The organism is Echinicola marina (genome assembly GCF_020463795.1).
Taxonomy (GTDB): domain Bacteria; phylum Bacteroidota; class Bacteroidia; order Cytophagales; family Cyclobacteriaceae; genus Echinicola; species Echinicola marina.
The window spans coordinates 4101968-4115074 of the sequence record NZ_CP080025.1 but is presented as its reverse complement, the minus strand read 5'-3'; the positions used below and the strand labels follow the sequence as shown (position 1 = coordinate 4115074).

Sequence of the window (13107 nt, the reverse complement as noted above, 5' to 3'; positions counted from 1 at the left end):
TGGTTCGGATGGAATTGATTCTGAGAAGAGACCATCATCCGGAAGGAACGAACGGTAGCCTATGCGATGGGGGGCAGCAAATCTGCTCCACCATCGAGCTTCCCTGGAGGGAAAATCAGCGAATGGTATCCTGCATCCCGGAAGGAAGGTATGAGCTGGTCAAGCGATATACCGACAAACGGGGTTGGCACCTGCTGGTGAAAAACGTCCCTAACAGGAGTGGAATCCTGTTCCACCCGGCCAATGACGCCCTGAAGGAACTGAAGGGCTGTATAGCCCCGGTTTCAAAGGTGACTGGTCCAGGTAAAGGGACGCAATCCAGAGTAGCCGATTCCAGGTTGAAAACACTTGTGTTTGAGGCCATGGAAAGAGGCGAAAGTGTATTTCTTATTATTCAAAAAGCAAATAACGTATGACGATCATAGAAAGGGCAAAAGCCCCAACCCCAAAGTTTTTCAGAGTGCTCCGCACGATAGGTTTTTCACTGGCGGCAGCTGGTGGCGCATTGCTGGCTGCACCGATCAGTTTACCGGCCGGTATTATTGCCCTGGGCGGCTACCTCACAGTAGGTGGAGCCGTACTGACTGCAGTCAGTCAGGTGACCGTAGAGGATAGCGCAAAAGCGAACAGGAAAGATGGCTAATCTGGTAAGCGGAGGAGGCACGAGAGCAGGAATTGTTGGAGGCACGTTGCTAAGCGTCTTGGCGAACATAAATTCCGGGGACATCCTCCATACCTGCATATTAGCTGCTGTCGGAGCGTTAGTGAGCTTTACCGTGTCCATCCTGCTAAAGTTGTTACTCCAATGGTTCAAAAGAAAACATCCACCTCCGAAGGTGATGTAATTCCCGCAAGTCGGGAAAGTTTGTGTTCCTCTCAATGAAAAGGCCTTCTCGTGGGGCCTTTTTTCATTCCAAAAGTATCTGAAACATAATGGCCCTCTTTACCTGTTTCACAAGCTCTACCTGCTTTTGCAGGATCTTGGCTTTCTGCTCAAAGTCCTGAAGAAGTGCCAATGACTTTAGGTACTTCCTACGGTCTTTCATGGCTTTTTCCTGCCCTGCCAGCAATACCCCCCTGGCGTCACCTATCCTGATGAATGGGACAACAGAACCGGTCAGGTGTGGCGTGAACGCCTGTGCCTGCCAAAGACCGTAAGAGAGCCAGAAATAAAAGTTCCTTGCCTCCTCCGATTCTGTGGTGATGGCGAAGCAATTGGGACAAGGGGTTTCGAGCGGCTTTCCCGCATTCAGCCCTTTGGAAAGAATGAAGAAATGAGGTTTAGAGCTGGTGAAGCCTTCTCGATAAGTTTTGATCTGAAAAGTGTGCATAGTATGAGCATTTAAAGTTTTGCTCGCTGCGCTTCGCTTCGCACACATTTCAAAAGAGAAAAGAAAAAAGGAAAAAAAAGAAAAGAGAAAGCCTTTGGTCAGGTGGGCATGGACAGGGCAGTCAAGGTTTTTTGGAAAAATACTACCCGCCAGTTGGCGGGTGGAGATTTTTTCAAAAACCCGTAGGGCTTGACCTTGACGGTACTGATTGGGGATGGCCTTGCGGGGCCCGCCTAACTTAGCTGCACTCTTTGTTTTGTTCTTCTTTGTCCGACACCAGAAAAAAAAAAGAGCCCCCCTAAAAGGGAAGCTCTGAAAGGCACAACTCGAACCATAGAAAGCGAAGCGTATAATCTGTGATACCACAATGCTGAACGCCTGCATGGAACGGACGACCTGAGGTGCGAACGCCCGCCAGCAACCACCGGCTGCCGCAACGGACTCTAAATAATAACTTAAACATAATGCCCTTCATCACAGGAACGGTGTGATTGCGGCAAGGGCTGTGAAAAAAAATACTACCTGAAGGGTGGAGATTTTTTTTGAAACAGGCGAAGCGGACCCTTGCAAGCTCTCACATCCGCATGCCTGTAACTTTGCTTTATGTTTTAGTTATTTTGAACCCGCTCTAATTGATGTTATTTTCAATATTTCTTTCATTCAGGTAGTTGTTCAATTCATCAAACTTCAAATTCTTTAATTCATTGTTCTCTCTGAGCTGGTCTATCATTGTTCTTAAGGAACGTTTATGTCTATCCTTCCCTACTATTCCATTAAACCACTCAATACCATTGAGATTAGGATCAGTTGACTTATTATTGGTGAATTTGATGATGCTTTCGAGTCCTGACTCTGGAATAATATCCCATGAAATACAAAGCATATTAATTGCGGTAAGTAGCTCCCGATTGAAGGGATGAATTGGTGCTTTGTCTTTGGATGCGGAAGAATTCCCATCCCCGGGTACATGATTCCCCTGTTCATGTATCAAAGGATTAAAAAGTGGAAGGGGGTCATGTTTGATAATATTAAGAAATTCGTTGGCACAATGAGTACCGACAAAAAAATATTTCGATTGAGCGTCATAATCTCCCCTGGGTCTATATGAAAAGATGTAGTATTTATCATCCAAAGACCCGCAACAGCCTTGTTTGTGTTGACCATTAAGAAGTTTCAAGTAGTTAACGGGTTGAATATAAAATTTTCGGTTGAGCTCTTCCTTTCTTTTTCTTGCTCTACAATTCATACCTGTGGCAATGGTTAACTGTGGGATTTAATTTAGTGCGGGAACGCAGGAAAACCAAAAAACGGCTGACTGGCGGATGCAATGAGCGAAGTGTAACGGAGCGGGTTGCAGCCCGACAGACAAGCTTCGCGAGCCGTCCTGCGAGTGGAGCAAGGGTGCCAGACCGGAAAGCTGTGAGGAACGAACAGCGGGGGATGGCTATGTGTGGAGTGGAATGCAGGGCTTTTGTATTTTTACTTTCGACAAAAGCCCGGAATGGAGCGGAACTACACAAGGGCTGGCGTGATTTTTTGCCTTTGTGCGTTGGCCAGGTATAAGCGATCGCCTTAGCGTTTGGATACCATGCGTTGATGCAAAAAGCATGACAGTCCCGCAGCCCGCAGCGACCCGCAGGCGAGCAAAAACACTGGCAGCCGGTGGATGTGTTGCGGCTGAAGCGGAACGAAGCGATAGCGGAGTGTAGAGAAGCGGCAAAAGCAGACAGAGTAGGCTGCCGTGAGGATGACAACCGAGCTGCAAGCAGCATGACAGGCTGGCGATAGCCACCCGAAGGGCAGCATAGCTTATTTTCTGACCTTAGAAAAAATAACACTTTCAGAAAATGGGCTGTGATGGCCTGGCATGATGCTTTGCCGAGGGCGAAAGACGAACACCGCTTTTCCTGCGTGGGGTTTGAGCGTTGGGAAAGGCAAGTGTGGCACGGTATGGAGTGCAGTGCAACGGAACGGAGTAACGGGCTACTCTTGCTGTGCGGTGCTGGAAGCTTGTGAGTGCAGCGAAGCGAAACGAACAGGCTGGAGGCACAAGGGTGTGGGGAGGTTCACCCGTAAATATCATCGAACCTTGAGTAATTTTTGTGTCCTTTCCCTCTATTGATCCTCCCTTGTTTTGTATTGTCAATACGTTTTTGAAGGAATATACATAACGACTCAAATTGTGTTTCGGGGATCTGATAAGCACTTGCCTTGAATTCCTTTTTGATGATGCCCCAAATGGCAGTATAATTCATTTTGGATTTGCCAACATCGCCTTCCTTGTATTCGTTATATCGATCAATCAAATGCTTGACATAGTTTTTCAATTCCGCTTTTTTACCAATGGCGCCATCAGCGAATTCCATCTTTGGTTTGCTTCGGGATTTATAGACAATTGTCTGTGCACTGATCGAATTGGCCACTGTAGAATTAGCCACATTGCCTTTGATATTGATGATATTTGATGTCTTTGCATTGGATTTGCTTTTAGCCTTAATCATCAGATAGGTCTTGATTTGTCTCACCTCCTCCTCACCAATGTCACCTTTTGTAACCTTAGAATGGCAAATCGGGCAAAGCATCAAAAGGTTTTCAGAAGCATTGTTTTCAGGATTTTCGTCAATGTGATGAATTTCAAAATGGTCAACATTTGAATCATCACAGATTGGACACTGGGAGTTAATCTCTTGTTGTAAAAGAGCTTTAGTTTTTTGGGGTATGGATTTTCGAGTTTTGGTCATAACGAATTCAATTTATATTCCAATCTCTCACCAATGTATGAACAGCGGGCGTACCCACCCTTCCAAGGTGTGAGATGTATCGTTGCCTAAGCTGTTGAATGAAAGGAGAATTTACCTTGAATTTTCTTGGTCTAATTTTTATTCGTTCCTGAAGGGTTTTCGAATTGATCTTGATAGAATCGGTTGTAAAATCAATGACACAACCCTTATTAAGATCATCTGATAATAGAGGCAGAGAAGGAAAAAAGTGAAGACTTTGCATGACCTGAAAGAAAATACTCTTTTTATTTTTCTTCACGTGATCCAGCTTAAGTATCTCTTCAAGTGAGTTGTGGGAAAACTTTAAAAGATCGAAGCTCAATTCCTTGTTGGTCTTTACTTTTTTTATGTCACATTCTGGGGTAATTATTATGCCAAACACATTGTCCTCTATTTCACAAATATCTCCTGTCATCAATGGAGCGTCAGGTTTAAGTTCAGAGTAGTGTAGTCGGCTGAACAGTTTAGATAATGACTTTTTCTTGTCATCCGAGTCATTTGTTTCAATTTGTCGATCACCTTCATTTTTTAATGCTTCAATTAAACCTGCGTTTTGAACCAAGGACTCAGAGAGTATCAACTGTAAAAGTTCTATGACAAAAAGTTCAGGATCAACTCCGTCACCTTGCGCTGATTTATAAATTTCTAATATCCAATCCTTTTCAGCCTCGGAAAGCTCTTTGAATATTTGCTGGATTGATTCATTAATTGCAACTGTCCATTTAAGAGGTAAGGATAGATTTTTATTAGATTCCTTCCATTCATCAATGCCTTGCAATATTTTCTTTTTGAATTCAGACACTCTATCCGTAGTGAAATTCTCATCCTTCTTTTCGATAATAATCCTATTGCCAAATTTCTCACGAAGAGCCTGACCATAGGTTTCTTCTATATCCTTTTCTGAGAAGATATAAATGAGTGAATAAAAATTGTTGGTTAAAAGAAAGTCGTATGCAGCATCTTCTTTTTGTGCAGTTGTAATTGATATTTTTCCAGCCCCTAATTCCTCGGCAATGTCCTCAAAACTATCATCTTGGGAATATTGCCAATCTAAAACAACTGCGCTAAAGGTGCCAATTGATTGGACTGCCTTGCTGGCAAGCTCTAATGATTGAACACCTAGTACCGGAAGATCCGACCGTAAAGATTCAAATAAAGCTCTCTCAGGGCGGTTTTCTGAGTAGATATGATCGTCAGCAAATAAAACAACTCCTTCCATGCTACTTTTCTTCTTTTTTAAACTTAATGATGAAATTGGCTCCCTTTAGAATTCTTAAATTGGGGTTGGTTATGAGGGAAATTTCAGCATCAATCCTATCAAGTAACTCTTTGACGATGTATAGGCCCAATCCCCTGCCTTCAGATTTCTTTGTATAAAATTCTGTGAATATCAGATCTTCTATATCCTCTGGAATGCCAGGGCCAGTATCGGCAAAAATTACAGTGTTATCATCTTCATTAAAAACAATACTAATCTGTTTGTCCTTATCTGATAATTGCTCCAGCCAATAAATGGAGTTATCCATGAGGTTGAGGATGACTTGAAGAATTAGTCCTGTATTCGTCTTTACCACTATGTCCTTATTGGAATCTAGATTCACCTTGATCTTTCCTTCAAGCTCTTTCCTGAAATATTTGATAACCCTCTCGGTAACATTTCGGACGCTTACATCCTTGGTTACTTTTCTGGCCACCCGAAACAGTGGCTGGAGTACCTGCAACTCCTGGTACAGAAACTCTAAGTTTTCCTGAAGCTCTACTAAAAAATCCCTGAGTTCCTTGGATTGTATTTTCCCTTTATCAAAGCGATTGACAAAATCTTCAGTATTGACTTTCAACCTTTTCAAGAGTGACATGGTATCGTGGGTTGCCTTTTCGACAGCCATGCCGGTACCGGCCAATTCTTGGGTGATTTTCAAGTCCTCACGAACCTTTTGTATCAGATTGTTGGTGGCATTGAAGAATTTCTTAGAGCGGTCAATTAATTCTGCATCATCATATTCTAGCAGTTTCTTTTGAAGGGTGTTGTAACTTTCTTCATAAGATTTGCTGAGGGATTTTATTGCCTTCTGCTTTTTTAATTCCTCCTTTTTGCGGTCAATGTCGACCTTTGTTTTCATGACTTTTAGAACGGTCTGAACTAGTGCTATAAAGTCGTCCTTAGCTCCATTGATATTCATCAAACCTTCTCTGTCAGCTGCATCACGGAGTTTTGGGTTCTCATCTTGAGTAATAAAAACAAAACCAAGAAGATCATTATATGTAAAATAATCACCTGCCTTCAACTCTCCCCTTGATTTACTTAGCTTGAGCCAATCATCACCAATCTCACCGTAAGGATATACCCTAATATTGTCTCGATATAAGTAAACTGAAGTTTCCTTCAGAAACTCAATCTCGTCTTTTGTCAATGCTGGATCACGTAAATCATAGGCATAGAAGAAAAACATAAAACCACCAATTTCCGGCTTACGGATTTCTACGATTTCCTTCTTATCGTATTTGAGAAATTGATCTCTATAGGCTTTTAAGCTCCTTATTCCAGATGATATAATGTCCAATTCATCTTCAAATAGATTAAATTGGATATTAACTGTCGATTTGTTATGCGTATAGATTGCATCTAAATTGCCATGGCTATCAAGCATTCCTTCAAAATAATAAGGTGCCAAATCAGAAATTTCATCAAACCTTTTATAAGTTTTTGGCGGTTTCCGGTGATCCCAGATAACTTCATATTGGAAGTCTTCTGGAATGCTTAGCCCAGGTAGCTTAGGCGGTTTCATTCTGAAAAAAGCCTTATCTAGTTTTATTAAATCCTCAAACTTCCAATCACTCCTAATATCAGAGATTCTGATAAGTGTACCTTGTTCTTTAGCATTAATGATTTTTTCAGGCTTATCGTTGACTTCCCATTTATTCAAAATCTCATGTAAATACTTGTCTTGATGTTCACTTTCCTTGAACTCATCATCTGCATAATCATGAAAGTCCAATGTCAATTTTACTTCACCAGTTGATTTAGTCTTACTGTAAACCTCAACATAATCCCCAAGCTTATAAATCGCAAAGCGACCAACTCCTTTATCCCCTTGCATTACCCGGCCCTTTTCAGTGAATCTTTTGTCACCAGCCTTTTTTTTGTTGAGTTTGTTTGGTGTAGCTGGCTTCATCCAGACATCCAGTATGGTATCGATATTCATACCATGTCCGTCATCCTCAATTTCTATTGTTGGCTTTGCAGAAGCACTAGGATTGTCAAAATTCAAAAATCTTACAATTACTTTCTCTGCATCAGCATCGTAGCTGTTCTTCACCAATTCAATTACTCCTACCCATTTATCACTGATAAGCTGGTCACCTAATACGCTAATCAGACGGGCATACGCCTGAAATGGGGTCTCACCTGACTTTATTATTGCCATATTACTTTCTTGCTATTAAAATGTACTCCTCAGGATAAACCAGTTTGCTATTCTTATTATCCAACTTTGAAAATCTACCAGACTTTTTATCTCGTATTGTAGGGATCAATTTGTTTGGAATAGAGCGCTTAATGATATCTACAATCTCAAAACCTTGCATGGTGAGGATTTCTGCAAAGACTTCAGATGATTTAATTTTCACATCCATCAATGTCGTATTACCGATCACAATACAAGCGTGACCTCCAGCCCGTAGTACCCGGAACATTTCCTTTCCTACTGAAAGCATATCGTTGAAATAATTAGCAACTTCTTTTGCTGTGCGCTTGTCCATTTCAAGCAGATTATTAACTATTTCCTGTCCTATAAATGATGGTGTACTAGTCTCTTGATTCAGAGAATAAAAAGTTCCGATGAACCCCTTTCTAAATCCGTACAGATCTGTTATATATTCATACCAATATCCCGTGAGTTGATGGATATCAGCGTACTCGTAGGAGGTGACATATGGGGGAGAAGTAATAATTGCTCCAACACTGTTTGAAGGTATGCTCGTATTTCTAGCATCTTCAAGTTTTATTTCACATTTTGTCGTGATAAAATGGCTGGTCTCAAGCTGTTCATAGAACTCTTTATTCTTCCTGGCCATTTGATTAACCTGGATGCGAAATGCTTTGAACGGATCAACAGGACTCTTTTTAGGGTCAACTTGGGGCTTAGTGCTTGATTGTAACCATTTTGAACAATTCTTTAGGATGTTTGACAGAGCTACAAGAAAGAAGTCTCTGATTGATGTATTTTGCTCTTCTAATACTTGTTGATATAAGAATGCTATCTTTTGCTTGTGTTCGGGAAAAAACCAATAATCGATTCTTTCATGAAGCTTGAGAGTTTTCGATTCAAAGCCACTGAATTTCTCGATTTTATTGAAGACTTTTTGGGTTGTACGTTGTAGCTCATCAGGGTGTATAGGAGTCGTCTTTGCCTGAGTAATCAAAATGGCTACAGGGTTAATATCTACTCCAATAGAAGCCCGGCCATGAACTTTGGCTTCTACAAGAGTGGTTCCGCATCCTGCAAAGAGATCCGCAACCAAATCATTCTGATCTGTGTAATCCTCTATAAGCTTTTTCACAAGATTCGGTAGAAATTTTGCAGGGTATCGATGATACCCATGTGTCCACTGTTCAGTTGAACGCACGTTTTTGAAGCACCATTCTGGGCTAACAGGGATTTCCTGGAACTTTCGTCTAATATCGGTAATAGGATTATGTATGGCAGTAGTCATTTTCGTTTAGTTGGATTTAATAAGTCACGGATATCAACGTTGAGTACTTTAGCAACCTGATGAAGGGTTTCGAGAGAGGGCTGAATCTCATTGGTACACCAACGGGATACTGTGGATTCACTTTTGCCCAACTGCTCTGACAGCCACTTGTTTGTTCGGTTTAGCTCTGCTAAAACTACTTTAAGACGATTTATTGCTATTTTGCTCATATTGATTAGCATCTCATGCAAATATATTGAGTTAAATGAAACCGCCAAGTAAATGCCAAATAATCTGCTCACACCCTCTTATCCTTCGCTTCCTTCTCAAAAGCAATCACGTTCATCATCTCCCTTAATCTGCTTCTAACCCGATTTCCATAGCAGTTTTCAATTTCGCTGGCAGAAAGGTTGGTGGTGGCGTGTGTGATCATGTGCCGGCTAATGAACATGTCGTAGCGACTGAGGAGGATTTCGGCCATCACATTTGTTTCATTTCCATAATATTTGATGTTTGATTCTACACCTAAATCATCGAAGCAAAACGCTTTTGGGGCCAGCTCTCCACCTGTTTGCTGAAAGGCTGACTTAGAATATTTGTTGATAACTGGATAGCCGTCCTGTATGAATTCCAGGGTGATGTCACGAGCGGATTTGATAATGTACTGTTCTTTGGGTGCGAGCATGAAGCGAAGCAGGGTCATCAGGGAGGTTTTGCCACAACCGACCGGACCGGTCAGCAGGATGCCTTTGTGTAAGTCAATGCCGTGCTTTTCAGCATTGGGTTTGTCCTGGTAGAAGTAGACCAGAAGTTTGAATATAATCAAGTGGTCTTCCTTCCATATCCGGAATTTTGGACTGGTGTAGGCCTTGCCTGCTTTCTCCAGAAATTCAAGGCATTTGTCGAATTGGATGATGTTGCTTTGAACACTCTCTGAGCAAGACTTAGAGTGGCTCGCCATAGTCTTTGCCGGTTCCTGAGTGGAGGTTTCCGGGTTTAGGACGTGGCTGATGGTTTCGCTGATCTTTTGCATAGGTATTGAATTTTTGAGCGTTCAGCATCCAGTTGCGGGCGGCTGCTTTCCAGTCTTTCATCTTGGAGCGGCCACCTACCAGCCAGCCATTGCTTTGGAAGTAATTATAAAACTTCTCAGCCTCCACGGATGGATAGCCTTTTTCATCAAAGTAGATTTTGACATGTTCTTCCAGAGGTGGAATTTCCGGGCCATAGCCGGTCATTCTTTCTCTTTTAGCGGAACTTTTCTCTTTCTTCATTTCCGAATCATTTGAACTTGTCTCAAAATTTTTAGCTCGCTTACCCAAGTTTGTTTCGTTTTCATAGTTTAAAGGGTTTGTATTGTTTGTATAAGGTCTCACAGCTATTTCACTGCCTGTATCAGTACCCTTATCATCACCTTTATCAAAACTGTACAGGTAAATGAGGCTGCCCCGATGCGGATTGTATGACGGTTCATAACGGATATACCCGAATTGATCCAACTGTTTCAGACACTTGGTGTAGGTGTTCACCGAACCGATTTTTGACAACCTCATCAACTCGTCCCGGGACACGGATATCGGGTTCTTGAAAAAGTTGAGGTTCCACCGCCTGAACAAGGCCATATACAGACTGATATGGTAGGGCGTGAGCCTGGTATCTGCATCCATCTGCTGGAACGCTGCGGAAAGGTGCCTGATGTAGTTCATGCCCGGCCATGTGCTTTACCTCAAGCGGTTCTGAAACTTGTTGGACTGAAGCATGGACTGAATGTCCGTATAGTCATAATAGATTACGCCCCCGATCTTGGTAAAAGGCAATGTGCCGTTCACCCGCAGGTTCTGCAAGGTGCCGGGTGAAATACCCAATAGCTTACGCACTTCATAGGACTTCAGCCATTTCTTGGAAGGCTGGCCTGAGGGTTCTTTGAGTAGCCTTTTGAGATCTTCCAGGAGTTCGATCTTGAACTCACGAAGGTCGTCCGTGGTAATTACTTCTGCTGCCATATCTTAACAAATGTTGATTGAACAGCGAAGATGTTCCCGTTTAGTGGGTTTTATTCACAAGGCAAACCGAAGTTGGGAAAGATTTTTTGTTAAATAGGCTCTTTTTCAAATAATCCCCAAGTTTTCCATAGAGCTCCATAAGCGCACACTTCAGAATCGTTCCACCTCTTCCAGGGAGAGCAATTGCATCTTTCATCCACATTTACATTGATCATACAGAAATGCTTCAAATCGCACTTATTAGTTCCATTTTCAAAGAGGTTGAATATTTCCATAATGGCGGCAAGTCTATCAGGTTGGATGTTTTCTTGAGTGATAGCTTGTGGAGGGTGAAACCAAGCATCACCATTGATATTCATCATGAACGGTGTACCTAATTTGCCGAATACCTCAATGAACTTGGCTGAAGGCATAGTGTGTTGGCGAAACATCTCTAAAAACAAACCTAAGTTCTTCAGCCTTATTGATTCACCTTGTGATAAAATCTCATCTAACCATTTTTTTTCAGCCAAGTACACATCAGTAGTAAAGTAGCCACCTAATAGTTCCTTTGCTTTTTTAGCCTGGAACTGAAAAATCTCAATCAGTGACTTTGAATCAGCCGACACATTGCGTAGGACAAAATCATATACATCACTGGCGTTTTCAGGCAAGTATTTTTGTGCCTTCATGATTTCCAGCATTGAAACAAAAGTTTCTCCTGAATGCATTGACATAAGTGATGCTTCACACAATGCCAGTACGTTTTCCAAACTAGAGGCAAACTGAGGATGAATGTGTAAAGCAACATATTCTGCTGCTCTATAAGGCCAGGACGGGTGATGGGTTTCTCCAAAAAACTTTTCTTGCAGAATGTGAGCAATATTCTCCAGGATACATATCCCTCCAAATTGAAGAGTTTCGGTCGATCCATTTAAGTCAATACAGACACGAACCCCCTTAGCATACTTCGAGAAAGGGTCGGGAAGAAAAATGTTAGAATCACAAATAGCTACGGAAAGAATGTGGAGGTCTTGAACTCCAGATCTCAAATTCCCTGTTCCCTGATATAGATTCTGTAGTTCGGCATTCAACTTTGAGTTGGCTCCATTTTGATCAATCAAAGGGATTTTTACTTTAACAAATTGGTCTGGGGAATTTCTAAACTGCTCATTATAGAACCTAAGGCGATTGGCAATTATTGCAGCATTTGTAACACCGAAGGTGGTTGTTAAGTCTTGAAGAAAATGAATGTATTCATGGTAAAAAGTGGAAAAGTGAGCTTTGTTTAGCAGATTGAGATTGGATAAATCACAATCTGCGTTTACAGTCAGTTTTAAAAATGAGGGGTTGTAGTAGCCTCTGGTGGTTTCTAGTTTAATATCCATCTTTGAATATAATGAATTGATGGCGTTATTTCTCATCAGCTTCATCCATTCTGCGGATAAGGCTTTCATGCAGGGAATCGAGGAATTTCGTCCTTCCCGTCTTTCTGATACGTATTTCGAGGAATGTACGGTGGTATTGTCCTAAATCAACTCCAAAAGTGTCTTCCATGCATTTGGAAATTTCTTTCAAGTCTGCTCTACCATGGTTAAAAACCCCACGGGCATGGAGGGCGTACATCAGCTCAATCAACGCTACTTTGGAGTCTGTCCATGTCATTTTCACCTTCGGTTCGACTTGTGATTTTCCGTTGTTTAAATCTGTCAAGCTCAGCTTGTTCAACTCATCTTCCAGATAGACATTGAGCAAGTCATTTGCGAGAATGTTAGAAACCTTGAAATCGTGGCTGGTAGAGAAATTTGGATCAGTCTCGAAAAAAAATGAATCAAGGGTTAAGCGGAGATCTTGCTTGCCACGGACAAAATACTTGTGGTCCAGGTAGTTGCTGTGGGTACGGTAATAGCGGTAAAATTCCAGGTTATTATCAAAATACCGTTTGAGCTTGTCCAGCTCATTCTGATAGTATTTACGTTTTACCTTGATTCCTCCGTTGGGTTTATTGGTTTCAATATTGAATACGCTGAGGTGGTAGATGAGCTTACTAACGAATTTCGGTTTGATCTCCTTGAAAAAGTAGATTTCATCGGTTTGTGAACGCAACAGATCACCCTTCAAATCATCTCTCAATTGATTAATTGCCTGAAGGGCTATTTGAAAGCTTTGCTCTGATTTTTTGAGAATGTTGTCCTCTTCTAGATCAATCATTCGAAGCTTATCTTCTAATTCTGCATATTTTAATAAATACTCCTCCAAATTTGAATGATAGAAAGTTTCATTTTTCGCATAGTATTTCAGTAAAATCCCCTTCCACAGCGG

Annotated in this window: 14 protein-coding genes; 2 read left to right on the top strand and 12 right to left on the bottom strand. The window is 41.7% G+C overall.

Annotated elements, in window-relative coordinates:
• The first annotated feature begins 8 nt into the window (after positions 1-8).
• Positions 9-416 carry a DUF5675 family protein gene (locus tag KZP23_RS16565; RefSeq protein ID WP_073094942.1) on the top strand — a complete coding sequence of 136 codons (408 nt, stop codon included), beginning with the start codon at positions 9-11 and terminating at the stop codon, positions 414-416.
• The gene (locus KZP23_RS16560) at positions 413-643 is read left to right on the top strand and encodes a hypothetical protein (RefSeq protein ID WP_073094943.1); all 231 of its coding nucleotides are present in this window, start codon (positions 413-415) and stop codon (positions 641-643) included. Before KZP23_RS16565 ends, KZP23_RS16560 begins: the two co-directional genes overlap by 4 nt.
• Positions 644-908: 265 nt before the next feature.
• Here KZP23_RS16560 and KZP23_RS16555 read toward each other — a convergent pair whose 3' ends face one another.
• The 12 genes from KZP23_RS16555 to KZP23_RS16500 form a co-directional block, all read right to left on the bottom strand.
• Positions 909-1331: a DUF6943 family protein gene (locus tag KZP23_RS16555; protein WP_226332875.1), complete on the bottom strand. Its 423-nt coding sequence runs from the start codon at positions 1329-1331 to the stop codon at positions 909-911.
• Positions 1332-1959: 628 nt separating this feature from the next.
• The gene (locus KZP23_RS16550; RefSeq protein WP_073094947.1) at positions 1960-2577 is read right to left on the bottom strand and encodes a hypothetical protein; all 618 of its coding nucleotides are present in this window, start codon (positions 2575-2577) and stop codon (positions 1960-1962) included.
• An 820-nt stretch (positions 2578-3397) separates the two neighbouring features.
• Positions 3398-4072 (bottom strand): HNH endonuclease signature motif containing protein, encoded by a 675-nt coding sequence (locus KZP23_RS16545; protein ID WP_073094949.1) that lies wholly within the window; start codon positions 4070-4072, stop codon positions 3398-3400.
• 7 nt (positions 4073-4079) lie between these two features.
• Complete coding sequence (locus tag KZP23_RS16540; RefSeq protein WP_226332874.1) at positions 4080-5330, bottom strand: hypothetical protein; 1251 nt, start codon at positions 5328-5330, stop codon at positions 4080-4082.
• A gap of 1 nt (position 5331) precedes the next feature.
• Positions 5332-7536 (bottom strand): sensor histidine kinase, encoded by a 2205-nt coding sequence (locus KZP23_RS16535; protein WP_201430286.1) that lies wholly within the window; start codon positions 7534-7536, stop codon positions 5332-5334.
• A gap of 1 nt (position 7537) precedes the next feature.
• On the bottom strand, positions 7538-8824 hold the full coding sequence (locus tag KZP23_RS16530) for a DNA methyltransferase (protein WP_073094952.1): 1287 nt from the start codon (positions 8822-8824) through the stop codon (positions 7538-7540).
• A complete protein-coding gene (locus KZP23_RS16525) occupies positions 8821-9033 on the bottom strand; it encodes a helix-turn-helix transcriptional regulator (protein ID WP_073095123.1) in 213 nt (70 codons plus the stop codon). Before KZP23_RS16525 ends, KZP23_RS16530 begins: the two co-directional genes overlap by 4 nt.
• A 68-nt stretch (positions 9034-9101) precedes the next feature.
• The gene (locus tag KZP23_RS16520; protein ID WP_226332873.1) at positions 9102-9764 is read right to left on the bottom strand and encodes an AAA family ATPase; all 663 of its coding nucleotides are present in this window, start codon (positions 9762-9764) and stop codon (positions 9102-9104) included.
• Positions 9748-10509, bottom strand: coding sequence for a transcriptional regulator (locus KZP23_RS16515; RefSeq protein WP_106565258.1), 762 nt, complete (start codon positions 10507-10509; stop codon positions 9748-9750). The genes KZP23_RS16520 and KZP23_RS16515 overlap by 17 nt, the downstream gene beginning before the upstream one ends.
• 15 nt (positions 10510-10524) lie before the next feature.
• A complete protein-coding gene (locus tag KZP23_RS16510) occupies positions 10525-10806 on the bottom strand; it encodes a helix-turn-helix domain-containing protein (protein ID WP_226332872.1) in 282 nt (93 codons plus the stop codon).
• An 89-nt stretch (positions 10807-10895) separates the two neighbouring features.
• Positions 10896-12242, bottom strand: coding sequence for a hypothetical protein (locus KZP23_RS16505; protein ID WP_226332871.1), 1347 nt, complete (start codon positions 12240-12242; stop codon positions 10896-10898).
• On the bottom strand, positions 12199-12996 hold the full coding sequence (locus tag KZP23_RS16500) for an RteC domain-containing protein (RefSeq protein ID WP_226332870.1): 798 nt from the start codon (positions 12994-12996) through the stop codon (positions 12199-12201). The genes KZP23_RS16505 and KZP23_RS16500 overlap by 44 nt, the downstream gene beginning before the upstream one ends.
• Positions 12997-13107 lie beyond the last annotated feature (111 nt).